Annotated in this window: 11 protein-coding genes and 1 pseudogene; 4 read left to right on the top strand and 8 right to left on the bottom strand. The window is 63.5% G+C overall.

Features of this window, described 5'->3' with window-relative positions:
- Window positions 1–46: 46 nt before the first annotated feature.
- The 4 genes and pseudogenes from AC0L3A_RS20055 to AC0L3A_RS20040 form a co-directional block, all read right to left on the bottom strand.
- Window positions 47–1,339, bottom strand: a complete 1,293-nt coding sequence (locus AC0L3A_RS20055) for a TRAP transporter large permease (protein ID WP_311985860.1) — start codon at window positions 1,337–1,339, stop codon at window positions 47–49.
- A gap of 210 nt (window positions 1,340–1,549) precedes the next feature.
- Window positions 1,550–2,023 (bottom strand): annotated as a pseudogene (locus AC0L3A_RS20050) (TRAP transporter small permease); the annotation flags it as partial.
- Window positions 2,024–2,174: 151 nt separating this feature from the next.
- Window positions 2,175–3,188, bottom strand: a complete 1,014-nt coding sequence (locus AC0L3A_RS20045) for a DctP family TRAP transporter solute-binding subunit (protein ID WP_473255054.1) — start codon at window positions 3,186–3,188, stop codon at window positions 2,175–2,177.
- Window positions 3,189–3,398: 210 nt separating this feature from the next.
- Window positions 3,399–4,169, bottom strand: coding sequence for a methyltransferase domain-containing protein (locus tag AC0L3A_RS20040; RefSeq protein WP_007594041.1), 771 nt, complete (start codon window positions 4,167–4,169; stop codon window positions 3,399–3,401).
- Between the two features lie 168 nt (window positions 4,170–4,337).
- Between AC0L3A_RS20040 and AC0L3A_RS20035 the strand changes: the two genes are divergently transcribed.
- Window positions 4,338–5,081: an SDR family NAD(P)-dependent oxidoreductase gene (locus AC0L3A_RS20035; protein ID WP_473255053.1), complete on the top strand. Its 744-nt coding sequence runs from the start codon at window positions 4,338–4,340 to the stop codon at window positions 5,079–5,081.
- A 40-nt stretch (window positions 5,082–5,121) separates the two neighbouring features.
- Here AC0L3A_RS20035 and AC0L3A_RS20030 read toward each other — a convergent pair whose 3' ends face one another.
- From AC0L3A_RS20030 to AC0L3A_RS20020, 3 genes are all read right to left on the bottom strand, one after another.
- Window positions 5,122–6,093: an ABC transporter substrate-binding protein gene (locus AC0L3A_RS20030; RefSeq protein WP_219682770.1), complete on the bottom strand. Its 972-nt coding sequence runs from the start codon at window positions 6,091–6,093 to the stop codon at window positions 5,122–5,124.
- A 192-nt stretch (window positions 6,094–6,285) separates the two neighbouring features.
- On the bottom strand, window positions 6,286–6,564 hold the full coding sequence (locus tag AC0L3A_RS20025) for a hypothetical protein (RefSeq protein WP_473255052.1): 279 nt from the start codon (window positions 6,562–6,564) through the stop codon (window positions 6,286–6,288).
- A 367-nt stretch (window positions 6,565–6,931) separates the two neighbouring features.
- A complete protein-coding gene (locus AC0L3A_RS20020) occupies window positions 6,932–7,993 on the bottom strand; it encodes an isocitrate/isopropylmalate dehydrogenase family protein (protein WP_473255051.1) in 1,062 nt (353 codons plus the stop codon).
- Window positions 7,994–8,162: 169 nt separating this feature from the next.
- Here AC0L3A_RS20020 and AC0L3A_RS20015 point away from each other — a divergent pair, with 169 nt between their 5' ends.
- Window positions 8,163–9,551 carry an MFS transporter gene (locus AC0L3A_RS20015; RefSeq protein WP_007594048.1) on the top strand — a complete coding sequence of 463 codons (1,389 nt, stop codon included), beginning with the start codon at window positions 8,163–8,165 and terminating at the stop codon, window positions 9,549–9,551.
- 4 nt (window positions 9,552–9,555) lie between these two features.
- Here the strand turns inward: AC0L3A_RS20015 and AC0L3A_RS20010 are convergent, their stop codons facing one another.
- Window positions 9,556–11,175 carry a B12-binding domain-containing radical SAM protein gene (locus AC0L3A_RS20010; protein ID WP_219682773.1) on the bottom strand — a complete coding sequence of 540 codons (1,620 nt, stop codon included), beginning with the start codon at window positions 11,173–11,175 and terminating at the stop codon, window positions 9,556–9,558.
- Between the two features lie 259 nt (window positions 11,176–11,434).
- Here AC0L3A_RS20010 and AC0L3A_RS20005 point away from each other — a divergent pair, with 259 nt between their 5' ends.
- Together AC0L3A_RS20005 and AC0L3A_RS20000 are read left to right on the top strand one after the other, a co-directional pair.
- Window positions 11,435–11,884 carry a (2Fe-2S)-binding protein gene (locus AC0L3A_RS20005; RefSeq protein ID WP_007594050.1) on the top strand — a complete coding sequence of 150 codons (450 nt, stop codon included), beginning with the start codon at window positions 11,435–11,437 and terminating at the stop codon, window positions 11,882–11,884.
- Window positions 11,885–11,895: 11 nt separating this feature from the next.
- On the top strand, window positions 11,896–14,082 hold the full coding sequence (locus AC0L3A_RS20000) for a xanthine dehydrogenase family protein molybdopterin-binding subunit (protein WP_473255050.1): 2,187 nt from the start codon (window positions 11,896–11,898) through the stop codon (window positions 14,080–14,082).
- Window positions 14,083–14,287 lie beyond the last annotated feature (205 nt).

The raw sequence follows: 14,287 nt of genomic DNA, 5'->3' as shown, positions 1-14,287 counted from the left end.
AACGAGCGGATTTACCGCGCGTTAGCCATGCATCGCCTGAGCTCGGCTACATGCCGAGCAGCCTCGGCAGCCACAGCGACAGACCGGGCCAGTATGTCACGACCACCAGGAATCCCAGCATTGTCAGCAGCCATGGCCACACCGCAACCGTGAGCTCGGTGATGCCCATCTTGGCGATGCCTGAGGCGACGTAGAGATTGAGGCCGACCGGCGGATGGCACAGCCCGACTTCCATGTTGACCGTCATCAGGATGCCGAAATGGATCGGATCGATGCCGAGCTTGATCGCAACCGGAAACAGGATCGGCGCCATGATCAGGATGATCGAGGACGGCTCCATCACGTTGCCGGCCAATAGCAGCAGGAGATTGACGACGAGCAGGAAGCCGATCCAGCCGAGGCCCTGGTCGATCATCCATTGCGCAAGCGCTTGCGGCACGTTCTCGTAAGTCATCAGGAACGAGAACAAGACGGCGTTGGTGATGATGTAGAGCAGCATCGCCGAAAGATTCGCCGATGACAGCAGCACCCGCGGCACGTCTCGCAGCTTCAAATCCTTGTAGATGAACACTGCGACGATGAAGGCGTACACCGCGCTGACGGCGGCAGCTTCGGTCGGTGTGAACAGGCCGCTGTAGATGCCGCCGATCACGATCACGATCAGCAGGATACCCCAGATCGACTTGCGGAGCGCATCGAAGCGCTCGTAGAGGGTTGCTTTCGGCATCCTCGGATAGTCGTTACGCCAGGCTCGATAGAACGTCGTGGCGCCGAGCAGCATGGCGAGCACCATTCCCGGCACAATGCCGGCGATGAACAGCTTGCCGACGGAGGTGTTGGTGGAGACGGCGAAAAGAACCATCGGAATCGATGGGGGAATGAGAATTCCCAATGAGCCCGAGGTCGTGATCACGCCCGCCCCGAACCTCTTCGGGAATCCCTGCGCGACCATCGCGGGCAGGATCACCGATCCGATCGCCACCACGGTGGCCGGCGACGAGCCGGAAATCGCGGCGAACAGCGCGCAGGCGACCACGCCCGAGAGCGCAAGGCCGCCATACCAATGGCCGACCAGCGACGTCGCGAACGTGATCATCCGGCGCGCCACGCCGCCATGGGTCAGGAAGTTGCCGGCAAGGATGAAGAACGGGATCGCCATGATCTCGAAGCTCTCGATGCCGGTGAACAGCTTCAGCGCCACCGATTCCGTTCGCACGTCGGTCAGCGTGAACATGAAGCTGAGCACGGTCAGACCGAGCGCGATCGAGATCGGCATGCCCGTGAGCATCAACGACAGCAGAAGGCCGAAAACCACGGCGACACGGAGGCCCTGCGGCAGCGTGATCACGTGCGCCGAATGGGCGAAGCACACGGCGACGATCAGGACCGGCAACAACATCAGGACCCAGCCGAGCGGGCTGCGTTCGTCGCGGACGACCTGACTGCGCGTGACCGGGGCCGGATGGACCGGGTCTATTTCGACGCCCTCGACGCCGGCCATGTCGTGATGCGGCAGCTCGCCGGTGTGATAGAACGACCAGGCGACCTGCAGGAAGCGGAAGCACATCAGCCCGGAGCCGAGCGGGATGGTGAGATACACCAGCCACATCGGCGCTTCGAGGTCGTTGGATTGCTGGCCGGTCTGCCACATCTGGCCGACGAACGCGGCCCCGAAATAGCACACGATGGCCGTGAAAAGGGCGCCGCACATCAGGCCGAACGTGATGACGCGGCGGCGCGATCCGCCGGGAAGGACATTGACCAGGACGTCGACGCCGACATGGATGCCGGTGCGCACCCCGTAGGCCGCACCGAACTTCGCCATCCAGATGAACATGTAGATGCAGAGTTCCTGCGCCCAGGACAAATCGAGAGCGGCAAGCCAGACGAACGCGGCTCGCGCGGGGACGGCCAGCAAGGCCAGGTTGCGCGCCTCCGCCCATTTGGCGATGTCGATCGACAGCCCGGCGCCATATCGGTGCAGCACGGCAACGAAGATGAGCAATGTCGCGGCCGCGATCATCGTCGCGATCAGCCATTCCTCGAGATGATCGAGCACACGATTCAATGCACGCAGCAACTTGGTCCCCTCAGCTTGGCTCATCATTCAAGAGCAACGGCCGGGAGTGCGATCACCCCCGACCGTTCATGGTTGTTCTTATAGCGCGCCGGCGTCAGTTCATCTTGACGTCGAGTTCCTTGGCGAGGAGATCGAGCACCTCCTGCCCGACCCGCCCCTTCGCCCATTTGTAGGTCGGCTGCATCGCTTCCTGCCACGCCTTGCGATCGGCGTCAGTCAGATAATGCAGCGTGGTCTTGCCCGTCTTCTTGATCTCGGCCAGCGCATCCTCGTTTTCCTGGCGCGCGATCGAGTTGGTGTAGTCGGTCGCCTCGTTCATCGCCTTCTCGAGCTGGGCGCGGATATCGGGCGGCAGGCCGGACCAGAATTTCGAATTGACGATCACAGCATATTGCAGGTGCGCGTGATAGGACACGGTGATGTCCTTCTGCACCTCGTAGAATTTCTGCGTCAGGTAATTGGAGGCGGTGTTCTCGCAGCCGTCGACCACGCCTGTCTGCAAAGCCTGGTAGACTTCGGAAAACGCCATGATCTGGGGGATCGAGCCCATGATCCGGAGATATTGGTCGGCGACCTTCGATCCGGAGATGCGGAATTTGAGACCCTGGAAATCGGTCGGCTTCATCAGGGCACGGTTGGCGGAGAGCATGTGGAAGCCGTTGTCCCAATACGCGAGCCCGGTAATGCCCTTGGTCTCGAGCTTATCGAACAGCCACTTGCCGATCGTGCCCTTCATCGCGTTGGAATAGGTTTGATCGTCCTTGAACAACCATGGCAGGTCGAGCGCCTCGAACTCCTTGATACCGAGCGGGGCGAACTTCGCGGTCGAGGGCGCGAGCATGTGCACCGAGCCGAGCTGCAGCGCCTCGATCTCCTCCTTGTCCTTGTACAGCGTGGAGTTCGGGTAGATTTCGACCTTGACCTTGCCGTCGGTGTACTTCTCCGCGAGTTCCTTAAACTTCAGGGCGCCCTTGCCCTTAGGAGTGTCGTTGGCAACGACGTGGCTGAATTTGATGACGATCGGGCTCTGGGCCTGGGCCAAGACCGGAGACAAGACGGGACTCACGAGAACAGCTGCGGCGGCGACCGCAAGAAGCAGCTTGCGCATGAACGAACCTCCCAACAACCTCTAAAACCGGGTCTTTTTTGTTTTCCGATTTCAGTACTGACAGCAATCCGCCACCCGAACAACTAGACCTAAGCCCAATTTGCCGCAGCCACGCTACCTTCAAACTATCTTGGCGGCTGCTGAATGCGCAACCCGGCACCTGCTGCTGTTCCCGGAAGCGAGCGCTTATGTCGCATTGCGGCAGTGCGATCAGCCGTTGCGCTGGGCGACCATGAACAGACGTCGGAACGGAAACAGCGTCTGTCCCGCGGCGTTCTTCGGATAGGCTTTCGCGACCCGCATCCCATAGGCGGCTTCGAACGCTGCCTTCTCGTCGCCCTGCAGGATGTCGAGATAGCGCGTCAGCCAAGTCCCCTTGGTCCACTCTTTCACGGGATTCTCGCCTTCCAGCACCTGCAGATATTCGGTCTCCCAGATGTCGATATTGGCCGACATCGGAGCAAGAAGACCGTGATAATAGGCCGGCGCTTCGACCGGCGGCGGCGTGACGAGATGCTCGACCTTGGACCGCCAGGGACCGTTCAGCGCCGTCTCGCCAATCAGCACATGCGAGGGCGCCAGAAAGTTGCGCGGCATCTGCACAGCGAGCATTCCGCCGGGCGTCACTTTCTCCATGATCGACGGAAACAGGGCCGCATGATTGGGCAGCCAGTGCAGCGCGGCATTGGAATAGACCACGTCATATTGCTTCGTCGGGCGCCAATGGCCGAGATCCTCGTGCGACCATTCCACGTCCGGCGCCGCCTTGCGGCCGGCGGCAACCATCTCGGCTGATCCCTCGACACCGGTCACCGTCGCGTCCGGCCAACGCTCCTTGATCAGCCTGGTGACGTTGCCGGCGCCGGCACCGAGATCGGCAACCGCACGCGGGCCAGAATCCGGAATCCGCATCAAGAGGTCGACGGCGGGCCGGAGGCGGTGCCCGGAGAATTTCAGATATTGCTGCGGATCCCAGACCATCGCTCGGCGCCTTTTCTTTTTCGTGTTTCCTTCAACGCGGCTCTTGGTTACCACTGCTCGTCCCGGTCGGGCAAATCAGGCTGACGGGACAGGGCAGGAAACGAACAGAAAAACGAACAGCCAAACGAACAGCGACAAGCAGAAAAGCAAACAAGAGGGCGTGTCACCATGGATCTCGGGCTCAAATCGAAAACCGCCGTCGTCACCGGAGCGAGCGTCGGCATCGGCCGCGCCATCGCCAAGGGCTTGGCTGCCGAAGGCGTGCGCGTCGTCGGCGTGGCACGGCGAACCGATCTGCTCGCCGAGTTGGTGACGGAAGTCGGTTCCGGTCTGATCACGCCATTCGAGCAGGACGTGATGGCCAAGGACGCGGCGGAGAGGATTTCGGCCTTCGCCGTGAGCGAGCTCGGCCATGTCGACATCCTCATCAACAATGCCGGCGGCAGCCGCCCCCTCCCCGTCGATGCGCCCGACAGCCAATGGGACGAAGCGATCGCGCTGAATTTCACCAGCTACCGCCGCATCGCGCATGCGCTGCTGCCGCAGATGATCGAACGCAAATGGGGCCGCATCGTCAACATCACCGGCAAGTCCGAGCCGGAAGGGCTCAACGCCGCGTTCGCCGCCAAAGCCGCCGTCCACGCCTGGGCCAAGGGCCTGTCGCGCGAGATCGGCGAGCACGGCATCACCATCAACTGCATCCCGCCCGGCCGCATCATGAGCGAACAGATCCGCCGCAACTACGCGCCCGATTATCGCGAGCGGTTCGCGGAGGAGGAGATTCCTGTCGGCTATTGGGGCGAGCCGGAAGACCTTGCGGCGTTGGCGGTGTTTCTGGCGTCCCCTGTAGCGCGGTACATCACGGGCACGGTGATCCCGGTGGATGGGGGGCTGAGGAGATATCAGTTCTAGAGCGAATTGGCTCGCCCGCTTGCCGAAGAGGCCGCCGCTGTTATTCGATCACGTCGTCCGCGCGCACCAGCAACGACGGAGGTATCTCCACGCCGAGTGCCTTTGCGGTCTTGTGGTTGATGACGGTCTTGAACTGCGTCGGCTGCTCGATGGGAATCTCGGCGGGGTTGGCACCCTTCAATATCTTGTCGACGAAAACAGCGGCGTGGCGGAACATTGCGGTGAAGTCCACACCGTATCCCATCAGGGCCGCCCCCCGGGCGGCGACAATGGGTGCGGCAACCGATGGCACCCGGCACTTGTCCACAATCGCGGCCACCATGGACGTGTTGGTGACAAACGCGTTTGCGTCCGTGATCACGAGGCCGTCCATCGGGTTAGAGCCGACGAGTGACAGCGCGCTTTCGAGATCGCCGGGAACGTCGACCTCGATAGGTAGTAGCTCCATCTTCAATGCCTGCGCCGCGTTCCTCATGGTGCTCATTGTAGCGTTGTTCAGTGGATTTCCTCGCTGCATGAGCACCCCCACGCGTCTGGTCGAGGGAGCCAAGCCTGCGAGAATCTCCAGGCGCTTTGCAGCCAGTTCTGTGAGGAAAAAGGTTTGCCCCGTGATGTTGCCGCCAGGATGAGCCATGCTGGCTGCAAGGCCTATGGTCACCAGATCGGGGCCCACGATCATTACGGTCGGAATTTTTGCCGTCGCGTTATGAGCGGCAAGAATCCCGGGGAATGTGGCTGTGACGAGAACGTCAATATCAAGAGCGACAAGTTCATTCGCAAGCGCCGGCAGCCTGGCGTCGTCGCCACCGGCGTCGCGATATTCGACATGAATGTTCGCGCCGTTAACCCAACCGAGATCGCTGAGCCCCTTGAGGAATGAGTCTACTTCCAAATTCCGCGGTGGGGGGAGGAGAAGGCCAATTCGGGGCATTCGCTTCACTTGCTGTGCTCGCGCTGCCAGAGGCAACGCAGACGCCACACCAACCAGAGTCAGGAATTCTCGTCGTTTCATTATCAATCCGATCTCATATACCCCGGCTGAGAACAGCCATTGTTCTACGTTGGTCCAAGCTGCACTGATGACCGGGTCAGATCAAAGGCGGCAGTCTGCACCGGAGGCGATGACTTCTGCTCTAGCCAGACTCCGGACCTGCCGATGCCGTATGCCAAGCGACGATAAGGGCCATAAGCGGAAGTGATCACATTAAACGGGGTAGCGCCATTTCAATGCGCGCCGCACGAACAAGAGCGCTGCTACCACGATCACCAGGACGACAAGATAGGCGGCAACAGCCCACCGCTCGTGTGGCAGGTAACCCGGAGCCAACATAAGCACCACTAGAACGCAAAGGAGCGCCGTTTGTGCGTAGAACAGCGGCGAGCGCAGCATTCCCGTCGGTTTCAGTTCCACAAGCCGGTCGCCAGCACGCGTCGCGCGACGGTAAACAAACACTAAGACTGCGAAGGCAACAATCCAGGCCATACAACCCAGCTAGCAGTTCAGAATTTATGATACCTCAACGTGCGGTGGAAAAGGCAACATATCCAGCCTAACGTCTGCAACGGGTCCAAAAGGTGAATGCCGGAGCTGCCCGCGTAGATCTGCTTCAGCACAGGAGCGGGCATCGCTCCTTCACGGGAAGCACACATGGTCTTTTGCGGACCGGTGCAATCCTGGCATCCTGCCAGTGTTTTGCCCGACAGGTCAACGTCATGGCCGCGGTGAATGTCGTCGCTGCGCGGTTCGGAAATCCCTTATTAATCAAGGGGCCGTCTACTGTGCATGGGGTTGTTTTCGCGTTTTTTGTTTTGAGCCTTTAAAAAAAACACGCAGGACCCGCAGGACCACCTCACTCCGCCTGCAAGATCTCTGCGATCGCGGCCCCCGCCGCGATGGTGCCGAGCTTGCCGCCGACATCGCGCGTTGCCCTGCCTTCGCCGATCGCTTTTGCCACCGCCACCTCGATCGCACGAGCGGCTTCCTCGTACCGTACCGCGCCGCTGTTCTCGCCGTGCCAGGCCAGCAGCAGGGCCGTCGACAGGACCAGCGAGACCGGATTTGCGACGTCCTGGCCTGCAATGTCAGGCGCCGAACCGTGCGCGGCCTGCGCCATGGCGTGGCTGTGACCGACATTGAGCGAGCCGCCGAGGCCGAGGCTGCCGGAAAGCTCTGCGGTGAGATCGGACAGGATGTCGCCGAACATGTTGGTGGCGACGATGACGTCGAAGCGGTCGGAGTTGCGTACAACATGCGCCATCATGGCGTCGACGAGGATGTCGTCGACGGCGAGGCCGGGATAGGCATTCGCCGCCTCGCGGCAGATGTCGAGGAACATGCCGTCGCCGAGCTTGAGCACATTGGCCTTGTGCACGATGGTGAGATGCTTGCGCCGCTTCATCGCCAGCCGGCACGCCGCATGCGCGATGCGTTCGCAGCAATGGCGCGTGATCCGGCGCAGCGAGATCACGACATCCGATGTGACCAGCATCTCGCCATTGCCCTGCTCCATGTTGCGGTCGGCGTAAAACCCTTCCGTGTTCTCGCGCACCACGACAAGGTCGAAATCACCGACCCGGCCGGACAGCCCCGCATAGGTGCGTGCGGGCCGGACATTGGCGTAGAGGTCGAGGTTCTTGCGGAAATACCGCGACGGGTTGATCTCGCCATGGGCCTCGTCCTTGAAGTCGAAAGTCGCGGTCGGCCCGAGGATCAGCCCGTCGGCGGCACGGACGATGTCGAGCAGCTCGGGGCGCACCGTCGTACCGAATTGTTTGAGGCTCGCATGGCCAACTGCGTGCTCCTCCAGCCGCAGATTGAGCTGGAAGCGCTCGGAGGCGGCACGCAACACGCCTGATGTCGCGGTCGTGATCTCGGGCCCGATGCCGTCACCGGGCAAAACGACGATGTGCATGGCGCTCCCCTGACATTGCAGCAGCTCATGCGATCATACGCCGGCGCCAGGAATCATCGCCCAGCCTTCGCGCATACACTGCATGCAAGCATATGCCTGTGGAAGGCGGCCGCGCCGTAGTACATGCCAAGTCCCCTGGAGCCGGCCGCCGGAGCAACGCGCTAACGCAATGACAATCACGTTACCCGCCGCCGCGCGCAAGCCCGACCACACCATTTCCGACGGCCTTCCGCCCGCACAGCGGCGCTGGGCCATTGCCGCGATCTTCACCGCGCTGGCCATGGCCTCGCTCGACACCGCGATCGCGAACATCGCGCTGCCCGCCATTGCCGGCGACCTGCATGTCAGCCCTGAGCAATCGGTCTGGGTGGTCAACGTCTACCAGATCGCGCTGGTGGCGACGCTGCTGCCGTTGGGAGCACTCGGCGAGATCGTCGGGCACCAGCGCATCTATCTCGGCGGCCTGATCCTGTTCACCATCGCCTCGCTGTTCTGCGCGGTGGCCTGGTCGCTGGAGAGCCTGCTGGTTGCGCGCACGCTGCAAGGGTTAGGTGCGAGCGGCATCATGAGCGTCAACACGGCGCTGGTGCGCTTCGTCTATCCCGGCCGGATGCTCGGCCGCGGCTTCGGCCACAACGCGCTGGTGGTCGCGACCGCCTTCACCTTCGGTCCCTCGATCGCCTCCGCCATCCTCGCGCTCGGCCCGTGGCCATGGCTGTTCGCCGTCAACATCCCGTTCGGCCTCGTCGCGATCGGCATCGGCTTTGCGATGCTGCCGAAAACGCCGCGCGCCGATCACGGCTTTGACTTCCTCGGCGCGATCCTGGCGTCGGCCTGTCTCGGGTTGTTCATCACGGGCATCGGCAGTGCTGCGCACAATCTGTCACCAGTGGTCGTGGGCATCGAGCTGCTCACGGCCCTGGTGCTCGGCTTCATCCTGACGCGCCGCCATGCCGACCATCCCGCGCCGATGCTGCCGATCGATCTGTTCAGTCGGCCGATGTTCGCGCTGTCGGCGGCGACCGCGGTATGCTCGTTCGCGGTGCAGGGCCTCGCCTTTGTCTCGCTGCCGTTCTATTTCGAGGACGTGCTGGGGCGTTCGCAGGTCGAGACCGGCTTCTTCATGACGCCGTGGCCGCTGGTGGTCGGCATCATGGCGCCGATCGCGGGGCGCCTCTCCGACCGGCACGCGGTCGGACTGCTCGGCGGCATTGGGCTCGTGATGCTCGGCCTCGGCATGGCGCTGCTGGCGATGCTGCCGGCCAATCCTGCGATCCCCGACATCATCTGGCGGATGGTGATCTGCGGCATGGGGTTCGGCTTCTTCCAGGCGCCGAACATGAAGGCGGTGATGTCGAGCGCGCCGCCACATCGCAGCGGCAGCGCCTCCGGCATCGTCGCCACCGCGCGCCTGACCGGGCAGACGACGGGGGCCGCGCTCGCCGCAGCCTGCTTCTCGCTGGCCGGTCACGACGGCGCAGTCGTGGCATTGGCACTTGGCGCCGGCTTCGCCGCGCTCGGCAGCGTGATGAGCTTTTTGCGGCTGGCGGTGAAGTAGACCGTCAGGCCAGATGCCGGGCCGCCGTTACCTCGACAGTCGCCACCGGAACGACCGTTTCCTCGTCGAGCGCAGCGAGGCGCTCATCGATGGCAGCGATGACCTTGCGCGAGAACGGCCCGAGATGCGCATAGGCCGCGATCATCTGCACGGCGATCCGCGCCGATGAGGTGTCGCGCTTGGCGCAGTTCATGAAGGTCTGCCACAGCGGCCCGCGCGCCTCGGGAAGGGCTGTGACCACCTTGTGCACCGTTTCCATCGCCCCGAGCCCGGCGCGGATATCGCCCTCGGCGAGCTCTTGGCGCTGCCTGGACCGGTCGAGCAGCGTCATCAGGCGATCAACGCGCCTTGCATAGGCCTCTGGGCTGTAGATGTGCTCCAGCACGCGCTTGTAGTCCGTCAGGATGTCGCGCAACGGGCGCACCGGATCGAAGTTGATCCCGGCGGTACACTGATCGGCGCCGATGGTCGGCGCCAAATCGTGGCCGGGGTGCAGCCGGCCTTCGCGCTCGAGGCGGCGCGTCAGCTGCGTGTTCGGCAAGGCATAGAGCAGGCCGACCATGCTGACCGGGATCGCCGCCTCTTCGATGAAGTCGATCATGGCATCCGCCATCGAGAGCTTCTCATTGTCGAAGCCGACGATGAAACCCGCGGTGACGAGCATGCCTGCGGCGTAGATCTTGTGGATGCTCTCGGCGATGTTGCGCCGCGTGTTCTGCTTCTTCCGCATCGCGACCAGCGTCGCCGGATCCGGACTTTCGATGCCGACGAAGATGGCGAAGAAATTCGCCTGACCCATCAGCTCCAACAGCTCGGGATCGTCGGCCAGATTGACCGAGGCCTCAGTCGACAATTCGAAGGGATAGCCGTGAGCACGCTGCCATTCGGCGAGCTGGGGCAGGAACAGCCGCAGCGACTTCTTGTTGCCGATGAAATTGTCGTCGACGAAGTCGAGATGGCCGCGGTAGCCCATGGCGTAGAGCCTGTCGAGCTCGTTCAGCATTTGCTCATTCGTCTTGGTTCGCGGCACCCGGCCATAGAGCTCGATGATATCGCAGAACTCGCAGGTGAACGGGCAGCCGCGGGAATACTGCACACCGAGATAAAGGTAGTCCTCGAACTTCAGCAGGTCGAAGCGCGGCACCGGCGTCTTGGTGACGTCGGCCTGGAATTTTGGCGCGATGAAGACGCCGGAGCGGGCGCCACTGTCCCAGGCCGCGACGAATTCGTGGAGAACGCTCTCGGCCTCTCCGAGCACCTGGAAGTCGGCCCTCTCATAGATATGGGGGCTTGAGGTGGGATCGGGACCGCCGACGACCACCGGCTTGCCCGCGGCACGGCAAATTTCGATCAGGCGCAGCGTGTCGGCCTGCTGCGGCATCATTCCGCCCGTGAAGACGACGTCGGCCCAGGAAAGATCCTCGTCGCTGAAGGCTTCCGTGTTGCAATCGATCAGCCGGACCGTCCAGTGCTCGGGCAACATCGCGGCAACGGTGATCAGCCCCAAAGGGGCCGCAGGGCGCTTCACGCCCAACACTTTGCAAGATTCGCCAAAGCTCCAGAAGGACTCTGCCGAGAACAGCGGATAGAGCATCAGGACTTTGCAAGGCTGCGGTACGTTCATGGAACCTCTTTTTGGCTGATTCCACTGTAGCAGAGCATTGTCGACTTGCACCCCGGCAAAAGAGACAAACTGTCGCTCCGGTTCCAAGGGCGTCTGCGCACGGAAGCCGGTAGACGTCGCCCCAAGCCGTGCCGCGGGCCGCCCAGGGAGCAAATCTCTGGCGGCTACCCCCCGGACTGTTGATTTGAACGTTTCCAATTTGCCGGACACATTGCGCCCCTGAGTCCAATCGGTGGATTGGGCCAATCAGGGGACTGCGATGGCAAACCTAACAATCAACGGAAAAACCTTCACGCTCGACGTCGAGCCGGATACACCCCTGCTCTGGGCGATCCGCGAGAATGCCGGCCTGACCGGCACGAAATATGGCTGCGGCATTGCACAATGCGGCGCCTGCACCGTTCACATCGACGGCGTCGCCACCCGCTCCTGCGGCGTTTCGGTCGGCGAGGCCGCAGGCAAGAAGATCACGACCATCGAAGGGCTCGCCTCCGGCAACGCACTGCACAAGGTGCAGGAAGCCTGGATTGCCCAGGACGTGCCGCAATGCGGCTATTGCCAGAGCGGCATGATCATGGCGGTGGCGGCGCTGCTGAGCGAGAAGCCGAAGCCGACCGACGCCGACATCGACGAGGCCATCACCAATATCTGCCGCTGCGGCACCTTCCAGCAGGTGCGCGAAGCGATCCACACGATCGCAAGCGCGTAAGGAGCCGCCACATGAACAAGCATGTCTCTCCCAGCATGAACCGCCGTGCCTTCGTCATCGGCACCGCCGCGGTCGGCGCAGGTCTCGCAATCGGCCTCGATATCCCCTTCGGCGGCCCCGCCGTGGTCCGCGCGGCCGACGGCTCCCCCGAGATCGGCGCCTGGGTCGTGGTCAGGCCCGACGACACCGTCGTCATCCGCATCGCCCGCTCCGAAATGGGCCAGGGCTCGCTCACCGGCCTTGCCCAGCTCGTCGCCGAGGAACTTGAATGCGACTGGTCGAAGGTCTCGACCGAATATCCGACACCGGGCCAGAGCGTCGCCCGCAAGCGCGTCTGGGGCGATTTCTCGACCGGCGGCAGCCGCGGCATTCGCTCCTCGCAAGACTATGTCCGCAAGGGCGGCGCCACCGCACGCGTGATGCTGATCCAGGCCGCCGCCGAGGCGTGGAACGTGCCGGCGTCCGAATGCACGGCCGCCAACAGCGTCATCACCCACACGCCGTCCGGCAAGACCACGACCTACGGCAAGGTCGCCGAGGCCGCGGCCAAGCTGACGCCGCCGGCCGAGGTCAAGCTGAAGGACCCCAAGGACTGGAAGCTGATCGGCAAGGGCGTGAAGCGGCTGGACACCGCCGAGAAGACCACCGGCACCATGATCTACGGCATCGACGTCAAGCTGCCGGGCATGCTGAACGCCGCGATCAAGGATTGCCCGGTGTTCGGCGGCAAGCTGACGAGCTATGACGAAGCCAAGATCACCGACATGAAAGGCGTCAAGAAGGTCGTCAAGGTCGGCGACACCGCGGTCGCGGTTGTTGCCGATACCTGGTGGCAGGCCAAGACCGCGTTGGAGGCGCTGCCGATCGTCTGGGACGAGGGCGACAACGCCAAGGTCTCGAGCGAGTCGATTGCAAAGTGGTTGGCCGAGGGTCTCGCCAACGACCAGCCGGCCTATGTCGGCAACAAGAACGGCGACGCCAAGGCGGCGATTGCCGGTGCCGCCAAGAAGATCGAGGCCGTCTACAGCTATCCCTACCAGAACCATGCCACCATGGAGCCGATGAACGCCACGGCGCTCTACACGGCCGACAAGTGCGAGGTCTGGTGCGGCACGCAGAATGGCGAGGCGGCCTTCGCCGCCACGTTGGAAGCGTCGGGCCTGCCGGCGGAGAAGTGCGACGTGCACAAGGTGATGCCCGGCGGCGGCTTCGGCCGGCGCGGCCAGACCGACTATGTCCGTCAGGCCGTCTTGATCGCCAAGCAGATGCCGGGCACGCCGATCAAGCTGTTGTGGTCGCGCGAAGAGGACATGGCGCACGGCAGATATCACCCGATCACCCAGTGCAAGATGACCGGCGCGTTCGATGCCGACAACAATCTGGTTGCGCTGCACTACCGACTGTCCGGGCAATCGATCCTGTTCTCGCTCCGCCCCGAAGCGTTGCAGAACGGCATGGATCCGGCCGCATTCCAGGGCGTCGCCCAGTCCGGCGAAGCCGCGTTCGGTTACTCGGTGCCAAACCTCCTGGTCGAGCATGCGATGCGCAACCCGCACGTTCCGCCGGGCTTCTGGCGCGGCGTCAACGTCAATCACAACGCGATCTACATGGAATGCTTCATGGACGAACTGGCCCAGGCCGCAGGCCAGGACCCGCTCGAGTTTCGCCGCAAGCTGATGGGCAATCACCCCAAGCATCTGGCGGTGCTCAATGCCGTGGCCGAGAAGATCGGCTGGAGCACCCCGGCGCCGCAGGGCATCTATCGCGGCATCGCGCAGGTCATGGGCTATGGCAGCTATGTCGCCGGCGCCGCCGAAATCTCGGTGACCGACGGCAACAAGATCAAGGTGCATCGTATCGTCGCTTCCACCGATCCCGGCTACGTCGTCAATCCGGCCCAGGTGGAGCGGCAGATCGCGGGCTCCTTCGTCTATGGCCTCTCCGCGCTGTTCTACGGCGGCTGCACCGTCAAGGACGGCAAGATCGAGCAGACCAACTTCGACACCTACAATTCGATGCGCATCAACGAGATGCCGAAGGTCGAATCGGTGATGGTGCCGAGCGGCGGGTTCTGGGGCGGAGTCGGCGAGCCGACCATCGGCGTCGCAGCGCCAGCGGTGCTCAATGCGTACTTCGCGGCGACGGGCAAACGCATCCGTTCGGTGCCGTTGCGCGACCAGAACATCACCTTCGCCTGAGACACGCCCCCGGGGGGGGGGGGGGGGGGGGGGGGGGCGCCCGCGGGGGCGCCCGCCGCGGGGGGGGGGGGGGGGGGGGGGGGGGGGGCGCCCCCCCGGGGCCGCGGGGGGGGGGGGGGGGCGGCGGCGCGGGGGGGGGGGGGGGGGGGGGGGGGGGGGGGGGGGGGGGGGCCCGCGGGGGGGGGGGGGGGGGGGGGGGGGGGGG

Source organism: Bradyrhizobium sp. MI1.3 (genome assembly GCF_055811695.1).
This window is presented reverse-complemented; position numbering and strand designations above follow the sequence as displayed.